This is a genomic window from Ligilactobacillus murinus (genome assembly GCF_003288115.1).
GTDB classification, from domain to species: Bacteria; Bacillota; Bacilli; order Lactobacillales; family Lactobacillaceae; genus Ligilactobacillus; species Ligilactobacillus murinus.
The window spans coordinates 442,340-458,805 of sequence record NZ_CP023565.1 but is presented as its reverse complement, the minus strand read 5'-3'; the positions used below and the strand labels follow the sequence as shown (position 1 = coordinate 458,805).

Genomic DNA, 16,466 nt, shown 5'->3' with positions numbered 1-16,466 from the left:
TAACGCATCGTCTTTTATTAGTTATTATTCAAGCTAAGATCGCTCAATAATTTTTCATAAGCATATTCGTATTTTTGAATATCACCGGCACCCATAAAGACAACGACATCATCATGGTAATCAAGTAATGGTGACATATTGTCTAGAGCTAAAACTTCGCCCCCCTTGGTGATCTTTTCACCTAGATCCTTGGCCGAAACTTTACCGTCATGTTCACGGATCGAACTGAAAATATCAGTCAAATAGACTTTATCGGCTAGATCTAAGCTCTTAGCAAATTCGTCCATCAATGCGACTGTTCGGCTAAAAGTATGCGGTTGGAACACTGCAATGATCTTCTTGTCTGGGTATTGTTGGCGCGCAGCATCTAAAGTCGCAGTGATCTCAGATGGATGGTGGGCATAGTCATCAATGATCACCATGTCAGCAACACGCTTTTCAGTAAAACGCCGCTTGACCCCCTTGAAAGTCAATAATTCTTTTTTGATCTCTTCTTGATCGACTTTTTCCATGTGCGAAACAGCGATAACAGCTAAACTGTTCAAGATGTTATGCTTACCAAACATTGGGATCTCGTAGTTGCCTAAATATTCATCGTGTAAATACACATCAAAAGTTGAGCCCTTAGTCGTACGTTTGATATTTTCAGCACGCACATCATCATCAGCTTCAGTCCCATAATAATATACTGGTACATCGGCTTTTAGTTTGCGAAGATATTTATCTTCACCCCAGACAAAGAGGCCTTTTTTAGTTTGTTTAGCCAACGTTTCAAAAGCATCACAAACATCTTCGATCCCCGTGAAATAATCAGGGTGATCAAAGTCGATATTGGTCATGATCGTGTAGTCTGGATGGTATGCTACAAAATGGCGACGATATTCATCAGCTTCAAATACAAAGAACCGTGCATCAGGAATCCCTTTACCTGAGCCATCTCCGACCAAATAACTTGTTGGTGAGACCCTACTTAAAACATGGGCCAACAAACCTGAAGTACTCGTCTTACCATGGGCACCAGCGACCCCAATGCTTGTCGTCTCTTCGATCAACATTTCAACAACTTCCGGATAACGCATAACTTTTAAGCCTAAGTCATGTGCTTTTTTGATTTCTTCTTGATCATCACCAAAAGCATTACCAGCGATGATCGTCATCTTGTCATGGATATTTTTTTCGTCAAATGGGAAAATCTCAATTCCAGCCTGTTCTAAACCACGTTGTGTAAACGTGTATTTTTCAATGTCTGAACCGGCAACTTTACAGCCCTTGTCGTTTAAAATAAGGGCTAATGCACTCATCCCCGTCCCCTTGATGCCTACAAAAAAATATGTGGTGTCCATATTCATGGTAAATATCCTCTTTTCTTAATTAACAATTAAGCTAAGTTTACCATAGATCACAAACCTTTTTAAAGTCATAGCCATACAAAAAGCCGGTCAAACTTTTGATCGGCTCATTTCCTATGCTTGCATCTTAAGTGCACCGACAAATTCAATTATCTCGTGCATCTGTTCTTTAGTCTCAGTATTGAAAATATAACCAACATCTCCCATGATCTCAGCAAACACTCCTGGAACATGTTGGATCTCTTTTAGCTCATCTCCATATTTTTGTTTGATATTATCTAGGTCATAGCGATAGTCTTGCTTGTTACTTCGCGAAATATAAACACTGTAATACGGACAAGTACTATCTCCATAAAATTTATTTTCTTTAACTATATGAGCATACTCTTCAAATAAGCTCAACTGATGGGCATGATTCATCAGATCGATTGAAGGCCCACCTGGTGGACGACAGTTGATCTCTAAAGCATAGAGCTTATCATCTGCTGTTCTAAAGAACTCGAAGTGGAAAAATCTTTCCCGAATATCAAAAGCTGCTACACTTTTCATCCCTAACTCATAAAGATCCGCGTCAATGTCACGTGTCTCATAAAAATACATGTCACCTGTGCGATGGACTGTATCTAAAGCAGGCTCCTGGTAAACGAGTGAAGAATAAAAAACCACACGTCCGTTTTGATCTGTCAGCCCATCAAAAGTTATGATATCTCCTTTGATGAATTCTTCCATAAAATAAGTCACATCGGGATTACGTTTGGTCAAAAAATCAGTGAAGTCTTCGGGCGTACTGATCTTATACGTGTCACTAGCTCCGACTCCAGAATCGGGTTTAACGATCACTGGATAACCGAACTGTTCTAGTAAATTCCAGCCTTCCTCTGCGGTCTGAAAAACTTTTCCTAGTGCAACTGGAATATCGTGGCTCAAAAAGACCTGTTTCATCTTTGACTTATACTTGATCTTATCCATCTCATCACTCTTATAGCCGGGGATATTAAAATCTGTCCGCAATCTAGCATCCTGAAACAGCCAATATTCATTATGTGATTCCAAGCGATCGATCTTACCGTATTTAAATGCAAAGTACGCTACTGCTCGATACATTTGGTCATAATCTTCCATATCATCGACTCTGTAGTACTCATGCAACGCGGTGCGCAAACTAGGTGTCAATTCATCGTAAGCTTTATCCCCGATCCCCAAAGTCGTGATCCCATTATTGCTGAGACTCACTGAAAATTGCTCAAAATTTGCAGGAAAATGGGGCGAAATAACAATAAAATTCATTACAACTTGTCCCTTCTACTCAAATTTGTCCCGTTTCAGATAATTTACTTAAATAATATGGCATCTGTTTTTTCCACCAGATCCAGTCATGCGAAACATCTTCTCCCCAGTAATCAAACCAGCCGGGGATCTGCTTAGCCTTAAAAACTGCTTCAAGCTTACGAGTCTCATCAACTTCTTCCCAAGGTCCTAGACCGGTACAGATGATATAAGTATTTTGCCGATATTTTTCAAAAAACCATGAATCAGCTAAATTCCATAGATAATCAGTTGGTGAATTGTAGTAAACTAGCTCATCAGCGCCATAATCACCTACGACAAATCGCAGATCATATAGTCCACTTAACGAAATAACAGTATCAAAGATCTCAGGGAATTTGAGCCCAAAATTCATCGCATGATATGCCCCCATCGAACAGCCAGTTGTTATCAAACTTCCGGACCAGTTTGTCTTGTCATAGATAAGTGGTACTAATTCTTCAACGATAAAGCGCTCATAAGCCATATGCGCTAAGGCACGATCATGGGGACTTTTCTCATTAGCCTCAAAAGCTTCCTTATCAAACGAATCTGGGGTAAAAAAGCGTACCTGACCACTATCGATCCAGCGCTGACATGCTGCGATCATCCCAAAATCACCATATTCATTATGACTACCACCAGAAGCCGGAAAAACTAAGATCGGCTTTCCCGCATGCCCATAAACATTAAAATTCATCGAACGTCCTAAAACCTTACTATGTAATTGACATTCCTCAAAATGCATATAATTTCCTCCACCTTTTTTAATTTACAATACCTTAGTCACTCTAAGCGCTGATCTCGCTTAAAAAACCAAAATAAATTTTATTTTACCCAGCGTTAACTAACTTTTATTTAATTTTTCGTTAATATTAACACAAATTATAACTAATGTGAATACTATTTTTTATCATTTTATTTTTATATAAATAAAATTTTGACCATAGCTGGACAAAAAGTTTTTTTCAGTATATCTTGGTCATATATGCAAGAAATTGGGAAAGGAACAGCTATATTATGCCTCAAAACAGTTATTATCTCGAGCTACGGACTCATTATCTATTTGTGCCTTATTTTTCAAATGAGCGCAGGATCCGAGTACTACTTCCCCGAGATTATTTTAAAAATGAGCGTCATTATCCGGTTTTATATATGCACGATGGGCAAAATGTTTTTTACAGTCGCGAAGCGTTTGCAGGTTATTCGTGGAAGGTCATTCCCTTGATCAAACAACACCTCGAATTGCCACAAATGATCATTGTTGGGATCGACAATAGCGCCGAACACCGTCTCGATGAATATTCGCCATGGAAGACTGAATTTCAAACATCTGATGGTACCGGGTATTTTGGCGGTCTAGGTCGAGCATATGTTGACTGGCTAGTAGATACTGTCAAGCCATTCATCGATAAAAAATATCGTACCTTGCCTCAACGTGAGACCACGTTACTAGCCGGAAGTTCAATGGGGGGCTATATCACAGCCTATGCCGGTTCACTGTACCCTGAGATCTTTGGAAATTTGGGCGTTTTTTCTAGTGCTGCCTGGTTGAATCAAGTAAAATTCACGCAATTTATCGCTTCTCATCCCTTGCTCCCTGACAATAAGATCTATATTCAAACCGGAGCTAGTGAAAATGATGCCGGTGACGATGAAGTTTTGGCTCCTGAAAAGCAGGCCCAAGCCTATATTGATGAATCTTTGCGCTACTATCAGACACTTTTACGAACAGGGCACCCAATGGATAATATCTCACTAAATATTTTTGCAGCTGAATCCCATAGTGAATTTTACTGGGCTAAACATTTCCCAGAATTTTTAAATTTTGTATTTAACGAATAACTGTATCAAAAAAAGACTGAGTATACCTCAGTCTTAGATCGAAGACAAACTTCACTTATTGAGCGTTTGTCTTTTTATTATACACTGCGCAATTTATTCAAGCCTTCTTGAGTCAAAAAGACCTTCCGTGGCTTGGCACCATGCGCTGGTGAAATATATTGTTTAGCTTCAAGATCATCGATGATCGCGGCAGCACGATTATAGCCGATCGAAAAGACTCGTTGCAACTTGGAAGTTGAGATCGTCTCTTCATTAACGATATAGTCTAAAACTCGAGGCAAAAGATCATCTTGTTTTTCTGATTCTACCGCACGTTTTTTCAAACTATCGGGATCAAAAGCGTACTTAGGCTTACCTTGCTGTCTAACAAAATCAGTCACCGCATCGACCTCATCTTCAATATAAGTCCCTTGCAAACGGGTCGGTTGCCCCGAACCATTTCCCAAATAAAGCATATCGCCACGACCTAAAAGGCGTTCGGCCCCAGCATTATCCAGGATCGTTCGTGAATCGACTTGGCTTGAGACCATAAAAGCGATCCGAGTCGGAATATTATTTTTGATCGTTCCGGTCAAAACATCCACACTTGGTCGTTGGGTCGCAACTAATAAGTGGATCCCAGCTGCCCGAGCTTTTTGCGTGATCCGGGCAATATGATCTTGGACCTCAGACGAAGCCGCCATCATAAGATCAGCTAATTCATCGATCACTACCACGATATATGGCAATTGCAGACCATACTCACCAGCTGCCTTAGCTTTTTCATTATAAGCCTCTAAGTTACGAGCCCCAGCAGCAGCTAAACGTTGATACCGCTCTTCCATCTCATTTACGAGCCATTTCAACGCGGCCGCAGCTGCTTTAGCATCAGAGATCACAGGCGCTAATAAATGGGGGAGATCATGATAAGGTGCCATCTCGACTGCTTTAGGATCGATCAAGACCAACTTCACTTCACTAGGTGAAGCTTTATAAAGCAAAGAAACAAGCAGACTATTGATAAAGACTGATTTACCCGAACCGGTAGCCCCTGCGATCAAGCCATGGGGCATTTTTTGTAAGTCTGTGATCTGGGGCTCACCAAATAGATCGACTCCTAAAGCTACTGTCAATGGTGAAGAAGCTTCTTGGAATTTATCTGAACGTAGGACTTCAGATAACATGACTGGGCGTGAAGTTTTATTGGGGATCTCGATCCCAACACTACTTTTACCTGGGATCGGTGCTTCGATCCGAATGTCTTTAGCAGCTAAGGCAAGTTTGAGATCATCATTTAAATTGGTGATCTTGTTGACCTTGACTCCCCGTCCTAAAGTCAATTCAAATTGCGTAACCGTCGGGCCAATAGTCCAATCACTAACAGTCGCCTCAACATGAAACGCTTTGAGTGTCTCATTTAACGTTTGGACCTGACTTTTGACCCAATCATCCAATGCAGGATCGTCATCGATCACTGGTGCAGGTAATAAACTAAGTGCTGGAAATTGATAAGGCTCAGGTCCATCCTTAGGTGATGTCAGTTTGGCTGACACACTTGGTTCGCTTTGCGTCAAAGAGCTCTCATGTGCCAAAGCTGCTTTGAGCCCGGTCATTTTGGGAGACTCTGGTCTAGTAGTGATTTCACTAGTGAGGTCAACTTGTGAACTAAGCTCTGAAGTTACTTGACTTTGGCTTACACTCTTTGCCTCACTGTTACTGTTAGCTGGGCTCGTGCTTTGAGTGCGCGTATCACTTACTGAACTTTGCAACTGGCTAGTCGAACTTGTCGAATGGACCTGGCTTGTGGTGTCGCTCATACTTTCACTAGTCGCTAAACTAGAACTAGTTGATCGACTGTCCGAAGCTAATGTTGGTGTTTTTAGTTGTGATGATACCGTCGGGTGTTTAGGCAATTTAGTATCTGTATTATCAAACTGGCGACTTACCGTCAGATCAATCGCTTGAGTTCCTAGTAAAACAGTCCCTTCAAAGAGTAAATAATCTTCGGGGGCTTTCTTTAATGAACGCACCAATTTATCGTAATCAGGGCGTTTTTTTACAACACGCTCGGCAACTAAAGAGCGCGGGACTTTTCTTGGACTAAAAGCCCGTGAAGTTCCATTTAAACGTTCCTTTTGGTTACTTGTCGCTATTTTAGTCGGCGCTTTTTCAGTTTTAGCTGGTACTTTAGTCTGAACCCGCGTTTTTGTAGCTGGGCGACCATTATTTCTGTAAAAGGCTGGTCCATCATAATGTTCCATGGTGTTCATCCTAACTGTCTGTCTAATTTACTTCTAAATTCATTATAGTAATTATTCAAAATGGAGAAAAGGTTTTTTACTACTTTTATAAAACTTTATGTAAAAAAACACCTAGGACTTATCACAGTCCCAGGTGAGGTCTACTAAACTAAGCTGTAAATAGCTTAGCCCCCTTTTCAAAATCAAAAGCTGTCCTAGCTGCAAATTCAGCGGGATCAAGAACTAAGATACCACGCTTTTTAGGCGCATTAGGTAACTCAAGCTCACGAGCAGCACAAACCATCCCATAGCTATCGACACCACGCAATTTACCTGGCCAGATCATCGCACCATTTGGCATCATCGCACCAACTTTAGCAACGACCACGTTTTGCCCAGCTTCAATATTCGGTGCGCCGCATACGATCTGCAAGGTTTGGTCATTATCGACTTCGATCTTAGCGATATGCAAATGATCTGAATCTGGATGTTCTGTCAATTCAGCTACATAGCCCACCACAAATTTAGGTTCATCATCAAAGACCAATTCAGGTTCGAACCCCGCTGTTTGTAAAGCTTGATTCAAAGTTTCAACTTGAGCTTGATCCAAGAAAACTTGACCTTTGACAGCTAGATCAGCCAAGATCTCACTGACATCAAAAAAGTTAAACCCTAAAGTTTCATTATTTTCGGCATTAAAAATACGAACGATCCGTCCTTTTTGTTCAGTTGCTTGCGCTGCTGCTTCAGGGCGCACCATCGTCAGTAAAACATCACCCATTTGGGTCGGATTATAGCTAGCAATTAACATTATTTGATACTTCCTTTGTTTTAGATATTATTCAAGAAGTCTTCTACTTCTTTTTTCGTCTTACGATCTTTATTCACAAAACGAGCTTTTTCTTTACCGTCTTCATACACGACAAAACTTGGGATCCCCATGATCATCATTTCTTGGCAAAGGTCGATATTTTCATCACGATCGACTAAGATAAATTCGAATTGTGAAAAGTTGGCTTCGATCTCAGGCATTGCTGGTTTGATAAAACGGCAATCTGGGCACCAGTCAGCGGTAAAGAATAATACATACTTCCCTGTGCTCAATTTTTCTTCTAATGCTTTTTTATCCATCTTTGCTAATTTTTCCATCTTAAATCCCTCCAAGATAAATTACTTACTTTTTGTATATTATAACTTATCCTCTTAGCTTTTAAAATTTTTTTGCCTAAGCTTTGAAATGAGCTTCGAGTTTATAGATCGGTTGACCTTTTTGGCTGAATTTTTCTTCATATTCAGTCATCACATTATCTTCAACATCTGGTGTCTGATGAAGATCTAGCCATACTTGATCAAATACCATCCCATAATTGTTCAAACTCGTCAATGAATATTCAAATAAGCCACGATTATCGGTCTTGAATTCAAGATGACCGTCAGCTTGCATCACTTCTTCATATTGAGTCAAAAAACTCTTATAAGTCAAGCGCCGTTTTTCATTACGATTCTTAGGCCATGGATCAGAAAAATTCAAATAGATCCCACTAACTTCATTTGGTTCGAAGAATTCGGTCAAACCACTGCCGTTAGCACACACTAACTGGAGATTAGGCAATTTGGCCTCGAGTTGTTTTTTCAAGGCGATCCCTGTAGCAACTGTTTGCATTTCAAGACCGATAAAATTACGCTCAGGATATTTCTTGGCCATCTCAACGATAAAACGGCCCTTCCCCATCCCGATCTCGATATATAGTGGTTGTTCTTTTTCAAAACGACTTTGCCAATTACCACGTAAAGTTGCCGGATCAGTTACGACATATTGTGGGTTTTCTTGGATCAAGGGCTTAGCCCAAGGTTTATTTCGTAAACGCATGATAAATTGCTATGTAGTTAATACATAGACTTCCTTTCAACTAAAATTCACTAAATAAGGGACAAAAGGTTTTTGATGCCTTTTATCCCCATCAATTTTAAATATAATTTTGCTTCTTGATTACTTGATTAAGCTTGATAATGTCTTGGTTCATTTCATGGAAATGACCACGCTGATAGTTGTGTTTGATAACTAACAAAAGATTCATGACCGCATACCAATAAATGCGTTTCATCATATCCGGTGACGGTTCTTTTTTTGCATACCGCGTCAACCATTGCTTCCAGTCTTTGCGTGGGACATATTGACACATTAACATACTAAGGTCTAAAGCCGGATCAGCCAACTTAACGGCTTCCCAATCTACTAGATATAGCTGTCCTGTCTCAGATAAGAGCCAGTTTTTATGATTTAAATCGCCATGACATACTTCGTAATTCGAGCGTTCAAGTTGCGGCTGGTTTGCCTTCAATCGCGACGTTGCTTCGGATAATAGTGGATGCTGACGTAATTCAGAACTCAAACCATTAAAATATTGTGCTAACAGATCAACCGGCGTATACGTCTTGCCTCCGACTCGTAACAGCATCTTTTTTAAAAGTTTGGAACCATGCATCCGAGCTAATAATTCCGAGACCTGGAGCGAACACATCTCTTCACGTTTTAGCGAACGACCATTCAACCACTCTTGTGCAGTCAGAGTGTCACCTGAGACTGTCCGCTTTGACCAGATCAAGCGTGGAACGATCTCTTCTAATGAAAGAGCCGCCAAAAACGGCGAAGTGTTACGCTTGATAAAGATACGTTCATCGTTATTCACCGCCATATAAGCAGTGCCAGTATCGCCATCGATCGGTAAGATCTCCCAGCCATGTTCCAAATTGAAATCCATCTGGGGCTCTCCTTTTGAAAATATCGATAACTAAAATAAGTCTACAAAGAACTAGACTCAGTGTCAAGCTCTTTTTGCTAAGCGTCCCTTAAGATAAGGCCGAGTCAATAATACGATCTCAAGCACTAAAACACCTAAAAATTCGAGACTAAATAAAATATTTTGTAACTGTATCCAGCTAACTAACGTAAAGATCACCGCGATCACAAACAATAATTGCCCTAACATTTTCTGAAATGCTTTTTGTTTATTTCCTGGATCTAACGGATAGATATGCATAAAAACTACTTCGTCGTAGTGGTGATACAAAGAAAACAATTGAAATCCAAGCAAATAGACAAATAGCACTGCTAGAGCTAAGGCTAGCCACGGTTCAGTGATGAAATACAAGATAACAGCACCTAAGACCGTTAACCGTAATACTAAGCCACTAGTTTCACCATTGCGTACCAAGGCCCGCCAGTAGAGGTAAGTAAAACTTCCACCAGGCTTAGCTTGTGGTAACAGACGATCTAAATAGCGCCGTCGTTTGGCTGCGACTTGCAAATTAGGTACATCGGTAAAGAGCGCAAAGAAACGATATAACTGCAACATTCTTTCATTTTCAGTCTCAATGGCCACTTCCCAGTTGAATACAGCCTGTGTCGTGAGAGCTTTTTTTGACTTATCGATATAACCTGTCAAAAGTGCAGCTACTAATAATAGATATAATGGATCTAAATAAAGACTTGTCCCTAATAAGAGACCACAAAAGCCAATATCTAAGAACCACTTCCATCGTCCACTAGCAAATTGAGCTTGATAAAGGCCTAGTAGTTTTCGCTCTAGTTGTAAATATTTCAATACTAGTAGCAATAGCCATAAAAAGATGAGCTGGACTACTGTCAATTTGGCAGCAACAAGTAAGAATGGCGTCAAAGCCAACATCACTAATGTATCAAACACCCAAGCAAAAATTAACGATGACTGTAAAGCTTTTTGTAAATATTGTCCCATTTCAGCTTGTCGGGGTGAAATAAATACGATATCAGCTGGTTTTAACAATGTTGCCAACCGTCCGACTTGTAAGCTTATGACTAAAATAAGTAACACTAACGGTTTAGCATACCAGATCTCTGCTTGGGGCGAGAGGGCTTTGAGATAATTTGAATAGCTCAAAGCTAAGCCACCCAAGATGAAAAGCAACGCTAAGATGAAGTGATCATTTAGTACATAGCGTAAATACTTAAACATCTGCTTTTGATGAGTTTTTTGGCGCATTTTCCACAGATCAAGCATGTTTTTCACCTGCCCCTGTGAGCTTGAGATAGATCGTTGCTAAAGAAGCTGTTTCATCGCCAAACTGTGTCCGCAAACTTGCTAGATCACCTTTAGCAGTTACTTGACCTTGATCGATCATGACAAAGCGATCACAGTATTCTTGGGCTGTGCTCAAAACATGCGTCGACATCAAAACGGCTGCCCCAGCTTGCTTTTTTTGATCGATCAAATCTAAGAGATCTTGAGTCGCTAAAGGATCAAGTCCCAAAAATGGTTCATCGATGATATAAAGTTTAGCCTCTGTTATAAAGGCACAAACGATCATCACCTTTTGTTTCATCCCCTTAGAAAAATTAGCTGGAAACCAATCCAATTTATTTTCTAATCTAAAGAGCTCAAGTAGCTTTTGAGCGCGTTGCCAAGCACTTTTAGCTTCTAATCCATAAGCCATGATCGTTAACTCGATATGCTCACGTAAAGTCAATTCTTCGTATAGGATCGGAGTCTCAGGAATATAAGCCATTTTTTGCTTGTATGTTTTAGGATCTGATTTTAAGGTCACACCTTCTAAAGTTATCTTTCCCTTTTGTGGGCGTAACAATCCAATAATGTGCTTGATGGTCGTAGATTTACCTGCCCCGTTCAAGCCGATCAAACCGACTAATTCACCGGCTTTGACCGTAAATGAAATATCTTTTAGAACTGGAACACGTGAGTAACCACCGACTAAATTTTCAATTTCTAGTGTCATCTAAATTACCTACTTATCTAAATTTTGGTGGGATCATAGCCCGTTTTATCAGCTGCTGTGATCTTTCGTGCGACTCGGCAAGGATCGCCATATGCGACCACGTTAGAAGAAATATCATGTGTGACCACACTTCCCGATCCGATCACAGTATTATCGCCGATCGTGCCCCCTGATTGATATGCACTGCTGCGCCGATCCAAACATTATCGCCGAGCGAGATGTTCTTCCCAAACTCGCATCGAAAAGTCGGTTCAAAATGAACATTTTTTCCGATCTTGCCTAAAATTTTTGCTAACAATGCTTCGCGTTTTGCTGGACTTTGCGAGTAACTTTGAGCATACGCAGTCGTTAAGGCCATAGTCTTTTGACGTGCTCGCATCAGCTCAGGATCTAAATCATTATACATCATACCGCACTGCATTCTATGTGTTTGTTTTCCCAACATGATCTTACTACATTATTTCCTTTTAATATTTAGTTTACAACAAATTCGGCTCAAATAGTGTATACTAAGAGCAGATTTAAAATTTTTGAAAGAAGGTTTTTATATGACAGACTGTATCTTTTGTAAAATCATCGCCGGGGAGATCCCAAGTGTGACCGTCTATGAAGACGATAAAGTCAAAGCCTTTTTAGATATCTCACAAGCAACCACAGGGCATACATTGGTAGTTCCTAAAAAGCACGTTTCTGACCTTTTTGAATACGATGAACAATTAGCTAGTGATGTTTTTAGCCGCTTACCTAAGATCGCACGTGCAATCAAAGCGTCCGACCCAACGATCAAGGGACTAAACATCGTCAATAACAACGGTGAAGTCGCCTATCAAACGGTCTTTCATTCACATATCCATCTCTTACCACGTTATAGTAATGAAGATGGGTTTGGGATGACCTTTACCGATAATTCTGCTGACTACACACCAGAAAAATTGCAAGTGGTCGCAAATAAGATCACCGAGCAGATAAAGGACTGAAAAAAATGAAAAAATTTTTGTGGACTTTGACCATTACTGGGGCTCTCGGCGCTTATGCTTATAGTAAGCGCGATGAGATCTTAAAATATCTCATCCAAAAAATGATCGCTTTTGATCAAACTGTAGAACAAACAACAGATTATCTTGCTAAAGTCGAAAAAGTCAAAGAAAATGTGGCTAAATTTTCAGCAGAACTCAAAGCTTCTGAGCCTGTGATCAACAGTTTGACCCAAGAGATCGAAAACTATCGTGAACAAGTAGAACCCTTAGCCAAAGAGATCCAAGCTAAATTGCCTCAACAAAACAATTGATTTTTCTTAAAAATTATTAAAACATTGATAATTTAGACGTGACTTGTGTTATATTAGAATTATTAATTTTACGATTGGATGTGTAACATAATGAAAAAATGGTTTGCCGCTTTAGCTGGCGTCTTGTTGACTTTCACCTTGGCAGCTTGTTCATCTAAGACAGTTGCAACAACATCAGGTGGTAAGATCACTGAAAGCCAATACTACGACAGTATGAAAAAGACTACTTCAGGTAAGCAAGTCTTACAACAAATGATCTTAGATAAGATCTTAGAAGGCAAGTATGGTGATAAAGTAACTGATAAAGCAGTTAACAAAGAATACAACAAGTATAAAAAACAATATGGTTCTTCTTTCTCGACTGTTTTAGCACAAAATGGTATGACAGCTTCAGCATTCAAGAAGAGCATTCGTTCTAACTTATTGCTACGTCAAGCTGTGATCGCTAATACTAAGATCACTAATGCCGACTTAAAGAAACAATGGAAGAGCTATGAACCAACGATCACAGTCGCACAGATCTTAGTATCTAAGAAAGAAGATGCTGATGCGATCATCGAAGAATTGAAAAAAGATGGCTCTTGGGATAACTTCAAGAAGTTAGCTAAAGAAAAATCGATCGATGAATCAACTAAGAATGATGGTGGTAAATTACCTTCATTCAATAACATGGATACTTCTCTTGACAGTGACTTCAAGAAAGCTGCCTTTGCTTTGAAACAAGGTGAATTCTCACAAGAACCAGTCAAGACGAGCTATGGTTACCACATCATCTACAGTATCAAGAACCCTGGTAAGGGCAAGATGGCTGACCATACAAAAGAATTGAAAGATCAAATCATTGATGAAAAACTAAATGATTCAACAGCATTACAAAAGATCATTGCTAAAGAATTCAAAGAAGGTAATGTAAACATCAAAGATAGTGACTTAAAAGATGTCTTATCCGATTACATTTCTTCTACATCTAGCTCCAGCTCAAAATAAGCTTTGGGCTTTCACGGCTACCTACATTTCGTGGGTAGCTTTTTTTTACCATAAAAAAAGAAGCCTAATACAGCTTCTTTTGTACTCAACTAGTTATTTCTGCGGCTTGTTTAGCTAATTGATCGGCCCGTTCGTTGAATTTTACCCCTGTATGAGCCGAGATCTTTTGAAACTGGACCTGTAGCCCCTCTTTTTTGATAATTTGCTCAACAAATGCAGCATAGCGTTTAGTAATATCTTGTTTTGCTTGCCAAGAACCATCTGCCCAGCTAGCGATCCCTTGGTAGTCATGACAGATCGTAACTTCTTTCATTCCAAGCGACAATGCATACTTTAAGGCATAGATCGTAGCTAACAGTTCACCTCCGACATTGCGTAAACGCAAGATCTCAGTATGCTTATCATCTCGGATCGTTTGTTCATGAACACTTTTGTCATCTTTTACCAGTACAAAAGCACCCCCGACGATCGCTTTATCCGCATTAAAACTACCATCGACGAAAATACTTTCACTTGGTAAACTTGCAGTCGGACTTTTTCCTGCTAAAAATGCCTTAGCTTCTGCTTCAGTGGCAAAGCCCTTGAATACAGGTGCTTTGACTTTTTTAAGTGCTGTTTGGCATTCCGCCCAAGAGCGATAAATTTCCCCCGTATTTTTTATTGCATAAAAATGTTTTTTTGCCATATGACCTCATTGATCTTTCTTATCTATTTTGTAATGTAATTTCTCAATTTCATAGTTTAACACGTGATTTTCAAAATTATCTAACTTGTAATTTAGATAATTCAAAGTTTTTTCGATCTCGCGCTTTTGTTGCTCTAATTTATCTCGTTGTTCGACAAGTAATTGTTTTTGGGCAGCGCGCGTATCAGTCTTTAGACGATATAGCTCAACAAATTCAACTAGCGCCTCGATCGATACTCCAGCTTTGCGCATAGCCTGAATAAAGAAGATCCAATTCAATTCATATTCTCCATAATCACGATAACCACTCTCATTACGTGGGATCGTAGGTAGTAATCCTGATCTTTCCCAATAGCGCAAAGTTTCTTTGGTGATATCAAATTTTTCACTGACCTGTGCGATATTCATCATCTCTGCCCCCTTTAGTTTATTGTAAGGCTCTTTGCTTTATGTGCTTTTAAGGCCTAAGCTACATAAAATCCACTTTCTGATCTATAGTTTTCATCGTAACTACAAAAACCAAAGTGACCCTATCAGGCAACTATTTTTGTTTAGGCTGATAGAAATTACGCCCCTCCATCCCAAAGATCCGCTCTGAAAAATTTCCTGGCTCGGTATGGGCTAAACTTTTCTTTAGCATTTGGATCGAAGCATCAAGATTATCTAATTGATGTAAAATATCAGCCTCTAACAAATGTGGTTGCACTGGTGAACCATACTCCAATAATCCATGATGAGCTAAGATCATGTGTCGCAATAAGATCGCATCTTCACCTTCAAGCTCGATCTTTAACGCCGCGCAAGCTTTAACGATCTCTTCATCGACCAAAACGATATGTCCGATCAAATTACCAGCTAGCGTATAAGTTGTTGCTACGGGTCCCGACAACTCTAAAACCTTACCTAGATCATGTAAAATAGTTCCCGCATAGAGTAAGGCTTTGTCAACTTCTTCATATTGTTCCGTTACCGCTTTAGCCAAGCGTAAGATCGATAATGTGTGGAACGCTAAGCCCCCTGCATAAGCATGGTGATTGGATTTAGCAGCTGGAAATTTAAAGAACTCATCATGGTATTCTTTGAGTAAATAACGCACGATCCGATTCCATGTTGGATTAACGATCTCAAAAACATATTGATTCAGTTCTTCTTCCATCACAAGGGTCTTTTCTGGTGCCGCTTGAAGATAAAGCGCCGGATCATTTGGCTCTTTGTCATTAGCCAACCTGAGCTTGAAGATCTTGATCTGGGGATTGTTTTGATAATTTTCGCGTTTACCTTTCAAGAAAACAACTTTGCCCGCCTCAAACCGCTTGATATCATCATCTGAAGCATCCCAAAATTTAGCACTGATCACACCAGAGGTATCAGCAAAATTAAAAGCAATAAACTTTTTACCATTCTTAGCGATCCGCGTTTCAGCTGACTTGATCAATACAAATAATTCTAAATTTTCATCAACTTTATAATCAAATAATTTTTTTAACACGCTCTTGTCCTATCCATTCATTTATTTTTCCTCGTTTCGTACTAACTTTACCACATTTTCGATCTAGTTAGTAGGACTAAAAAAAGAGCCCCGCAGAGCTCTTTTGTTCATTTTAATCTTGGTATAATTCTTGAACTGGTTGGAAGATGATCTTGCTTACTTCATCCATCAACATGCTCAAAGCTTGTTCTTTCAACATCAATGTTTGTAATGTTTCAAAGTCCTTAGCTTTAGCACCAGCTTCTTGTAATTCTTTGAAATCTTCTTCTGTGATATTGCCTTGCATTTGTTTTTGTTGCAATTGACCTTGAAGATCTTGCAATTCTTTGAAACAAGCATAAGCTTTTCCATCAGCTTTCAAAGCTTCATAAGCTGCTTTTAATTCTTGATATTGTTGTGTTTGCTTCAAATCTTGTTCCATTTGATTAGCTGTATCATAAATATTGACCATAATATCGCTCCTTTGATTCTTAATAAATCTATTATAACGTACTTTGATAAAAAAGTTTTACCTAAAGCCTTAAAA

The 16,466-nt window shown here is 39.5% G+C and carries 20 protein-coding genes; 4 read left to right on the top strand and 16 right to left on the bottom strand.

All coding sequences use genetic code 11. From position 1 onward, the window contains the following. Positions 1-17: 17 nt before the first annotated feature. The 3 genes from murC to CPS94_RS02275 form a co-directional block, all read right to left on the bottom strand. Entirely contained in the window at positions 18-1,349 is a 1,332-nt protein-coding gene (gene murC, locus CPS94_RS02285; protein WP_004048099.1) for a UDP-N-acetylmuramate--L-alanine ligase, read from the bottom strand. 114 nt (positions 1,350-1,463) lie between these two features. Beyond that, on the bottom strand, positions 1,464-2,636 hold the full coding sequence (locus tag CPS94_RS02280) for an ATP-grasp domain-containing protein (protein ID WP_004048100.1): 1,173 nt from the start codon (positions 2,634-2,636) through the stop codon (positions 1,464-1,466). A 19-nt stretch (positions 2,637-2,655) separates the two neighbouring features. Further along, on the bottom strand, positions 2,656-3,402 hold the full coding sequence (locus tag CPS94_RS02275) for an esterase family protein (protein WP_004048102.1): 747 nt from the start codon (positions 3,400-3,402) through the stop codon (positions 2,656-2,658). A gap of 272 nt (positions 3,403-3,674) precedes the next feature. On the opposite strand from CPS94_RS02275, the gene CPS94_RS02270 reads away from it, so the two are divergent. Continuing rightward, positions 3,675-4,499 carry an alpha/beta hydrolase gene (locus CPS94_RS02270; protein WP_004048104.1) on the top strand — a complete coding sequence of 275 codons (825 nt, stop codon included), beginning with the start codon at positions 3,675-3,677 and terminating at the stop codon, positions 4,497-4,499. 77 nt (positions 4,500-4,576) lie between these two features. Here the strand turns inward: CPS94_RS02270 and CPS94_RS02265 are convergent, their stop codons facing one another. The 9 genes from CPS94_RS02265 to CPS94_RS11775 form a co-directional block, all read right to left on the bottom strand. Further along, positions 4,577-6,739 (bottom strand): DNA translocase FtsK, encoded by a 2,163-nt coding sequence (locus tag CPS94_RS02265; RefSeq protein ID WP_004048107.1) that lies wholly within the window; start codon positions 6,737-6,739, stop codon positions 4,577-4,579. Between the two features lie 148 nt (positions 6,740-6,887). Continuing rightward, the gene (ytpR, locus tag CPS94_RS02260; protein WP_004048109.1) at positions 6,888-7,529 is read right to left on the bottom strand and encodes a YtpR family tRNA-binding protein; all 642 of its coding nucleotides are present in this window, start codon (positions 7,527-7,529) and stop codon (positions 6,888-6,890) included. 20 nt (positions 7,530-7,549) lie between these two features. Next, positions 7,550-7,867 carry a thioredoxin family protein gene (locus CPS94_RS02255; RefSeq protein WP_004048111.1) on the bottom strand — a complete coding sequence of 106 codons (318 nt, stop codon included), beginning with the start codon at positions 7,865-7,867 and terminating at the stop codon, positions 7,550-7,552. A 76-nt stretch (positions 7,868-7,943) separates the two neighbouring features. Beyond that, positions 7,944-8,588, bottom strand: a complete 645-nt coding sequence (gene trmB / locus CPS94_RS02250) for a tRNA (guanosine(46)-N7)-methyltransferase TrmB (protein WP_004048114.1) — start codon at positions 8,586-8,588, stop codon at positions 7,944-7,946. A 97-nt stretch (positions 8,589-8,685) separates the two neighbouring features. Further along, on the bottom strand, positions 8,686-9,480 hold the full coding sequence (locus CPS94_RS02245) for a phosphotransferase family protein (RefSeq protein ID WP_004048116.1): 795 nt from the start codon (positions 9,478-9,480) through the stop codon (positions 8,686-8,688). A gap of 63 nt (positions 9,481-9,543) precedes the next feature. Further along, the gene (locus CPS94_RS02240) at positions 9,544-10,758 is read right to left on the bottom strand and encodes an ABC transporter permease (RefSeq protein ID WP_004048118.1); all 1,215 of its coding nucleotides are present in this window, start codon (positions 10,756-10,758) and stop codon (positions 9,544-9,546) included. Beyond that, the gene (locus CPS94_RS02235; protein WP_004048119.1) at positions 10,751-11,491 is read right to left on the bottom strand and encodes an ABC transporter ATP-binding protein; all 741 of its coding nucleotides are present in this window, start codon (positions 11,489-11,491) and stop codon (positions 10,751-10,753) included. Before CPS94_RS02235 ends, CPS94_RS02240 begins: the two co-directional genes overlap by 8 nt. A gap of 17 nt (positions 11,492-11,508) precedes the next feature. Beyond that, positions 11,509-11,637, bottom strand: a complete 129-nt coding sequence (locus CPS94_RS11780) for a hypothetical protein (protein ID WP_371824645.1) — start codon at positions 11,635-11,637, stop codon at positions 11,509-11,511. Next, positions 11,634-11,900 (bottom strand): maltose acetyltransferase domain-containing protein, encoded by a 267-nt coding sequence (locus tag CPS94_RS11775; RefSeq protein ID WP_039936027.1) that lies wholly within the window; start codon positions 11,898-11,900, stop codon positions 11,634-11,636. Before CPS94_RS11775 ends, CPS94_RS11780 begins: the two co-directional genes overlap by 4 nt. Before the next feature lie 139 nt (positions 11,901-12,039). Here CPS94_RS11775 and CPS94_RS02225 point away from each other — a divergent pair, with 139 nt between their 5' ends. The 3 genes from CPS94_RS02225 (at position 12,040) to CPS94_RS02215 (ending at position 13,766) form a co-directional block, all read left to right on the top strand. After that, a complete protein-coding gene (locus CPS94_RS02225) occupies positions 12,040-12,468 on the top strand; it encodes an HIT family protein (RefSeq protein WP_004048123.1) in 429 nt (142 codons plus the stop codon). Between the two features lie 5 nt (positions 12,469-12,473). Beyond that, positions 12,474-12,779, top strand: a complete 306-nt coding sequence (locus tag CPS94_RS02220; RefSeq protein ID WP_004048124.1) for a hypothetical protein — start codon at positions 12,474-12,476, stop codon at positions 12,777-12,779. A 90-nt stretch (positions 12,780-12,869) separates the two neighbouring features. Then, entirely contained in the window at positions 12,870-13,766 is an 897-nt protein-coding gene (locus tag CPS94_RS02215; RefSeq protein WP_004048125.1) for a peptidylprolyl isomerase PrsA, read from the top strand. An 85-nt stretch (positions 13,767-13,851) separates the two neighbouring features. Here the strand turns inward: CPS94_RS02215 and CPS94_RS02210 are convergent, their stop codons facing one another. From CPS94_RS02210 to CPS94_RS02195, 4 genes are all read right to left on the bottom strand, one after another. Beyond that, on the bottom strand, positions 13,852-14,451 hold the full coding sequence (locus CPS94_RS02210) for a ribonuclease H1 domain-containing protein (protein WP_004048126.1): 600 nt from the start codon (positions 14,449-14,451) through the stop codon (positions 13,852-13,854). Between the two features lie 6 nt (positions 14,452-14,457). Beyond that, positions 14,458-14,859, bottom strand: a complete 402-nt coding sequence (locus CPS94_RS02205) for a MerR family transcriptional regulator (RefSeq protein ID WP_039936028.1) — start codon at positions 14,857-14,859, stop codon at positions 14,458-14,460. Positions 14,860-14,992: 133 nt separating this feature from the next. Further along, complete coding sequence (locus CPS94_RS02200) at positions 14,993-15,940, bottom strand: 3'-5' exoribonuclease YhaM family protein (protein ID WP_004048128.1); 948 nt, start codon at positions 15,938-15,940, stop codon at positions 14,993-14,995. Positions 15,941-16,052: 112 nt separating this feature from the next. Beyond that, positions 16,053-16,391, bottom strand: a complete 339-nt coding sequence (locus CPS94_RS02195; protein WP_004048129.1) for a YlbF family regulator — start codon at positions 16,389-16,391, stop codon at positions 16,053-16,055. Positions 16,392-16,466: the final 75 nt, after the last annotated feature.

Excerpts from the sequence above, each read along its gene's own strand:
- CPS94_RS02280 (WP_004048100.1), bottom strand. The coding sequence starts at position 2,636 with ATGAATTTTATTGTTATTTCGCCCCATTTTCCTGCAAATTTTGAGCAA.
- trmB (WP_004048114.1), bottom strand. The coding sequence starts at position 8,588 with ATGCGTTTACGAAATAAACCTTGGGCTAAGCCCTTGATCCAAGAAAAC.
- CPS94_RS02210 (WP_004048126.1), bottom strand. The coding sequence starts at position 14,451 with ATGGCAAAAAAACATTTTTATGCAATAAAAAATACGGGGGAAATTTAT.
- CPS94_RS02245 (WP_004048116.1), bottom strand. The coding sequence starts at position 9,480 with ATGGATTTCAATTTGGAACATGGCTGGGAGATCTTACCGATCGATGGC.
- CPS94_RS02220 (WP_004048124.1), top strand. The coding sequence starts at position 12,474 with ATGAAAAAATTTTTGTGGACTTTGACCATTACTGGGGCTCTCGGCGCT.
- CPS94_RS02225 (WP_004048123.1), top strand. The coding sequence starts at position 12,040 with ATGACAGACTGTATCTTTTGTAAAATCATCGCCGGGGAGATCCCAAGT.
- CPS94_RS02255 (WP_004048111.1), bottom strand. The coding sequence starts at position 7,867 with ATGGAAAAATTAGCAAAGATGGATAAAAAAGCATTAGAAGAAAAATTG.
- CPS94_RS11775 (WP_039936027.1), bottom strand. The coding sequence starts at position 11,900 with ATGATGTATAATGATTTAGATCCTGAGCTGATGCGAGCACGTCAAAAG.
- CPS94_RS02240 (WP_004048118.1), bottom strand. The coding sequence starts at position 10,758 with ATGCTTGATCTGTGGAAAATGCGCCAAAAAACTCATCAAAAGCAGATG.
- murC (WP_004048099.1), bottom strand. The coding sequence starts at position 1,349 with ATGAATATGGACACCACATATTTTTTTGTAGGCATCAAGGGGACGGGG.
- CPS94_RS02235 (WP_004048119.1), bottom strand. The coding sequence starts at position 11,491 with ATGACACTAGAAATTGAAAATTTAGTCGGTGGTTACTCACGTGTTCCA.
- CPS94_RS02195 (WP_004048129.1), bottom strand. The coding sequence starts at position 16,391 with ATGGTCAATATTTATGATACAGCTAATCAAATGGAACAAGATTTGAAG.
- ytpR (WP_004048109.1), bottom strand. The coding sequence starts at position 7,529 with ATGTTAATTGCTAGCTATAATCCGACCCAAATGGGTGATGTTTTACTG.
- CPS94_RS02275 (WP_004048102.1), bottom strand. The coding sequence starts at position 3,402 with ATGCATTTTGAGGAATGTCAATTACATAGTAAGGTTTTAGGACGTTCG.
- CPS94_RS02215 (WP_004048125.1), top strand. The coding sequence starts at position 12,870 with ATGAAAAAATGGTTTGCCGCTTTAGCTGGCGTCTTGTTGACTTTCACC.
- CPS94_RS02265 (WP_004048107.1), bottom strand. The coding sequence starts at position 6,739 with ATGGAACATTATGATGGACCAGCCTTTTACAGAAATAATGGTCGCCCA.
- CPS94_RS02205 (WP_039936028.1), bottom strand. The coding sequence starts at position 14,859 with ATGAATATCGCACAGGTCAGTGAAAAATTTGATATCACCAAAGAAACT.
- CPS94_RS02270 (WP_004048104.1), top strand. The coding sequence starts at position 3,675 with ATGCCTCAAAACAGTTATTATCTCGAGCTACGGACTCATTATCTATTT.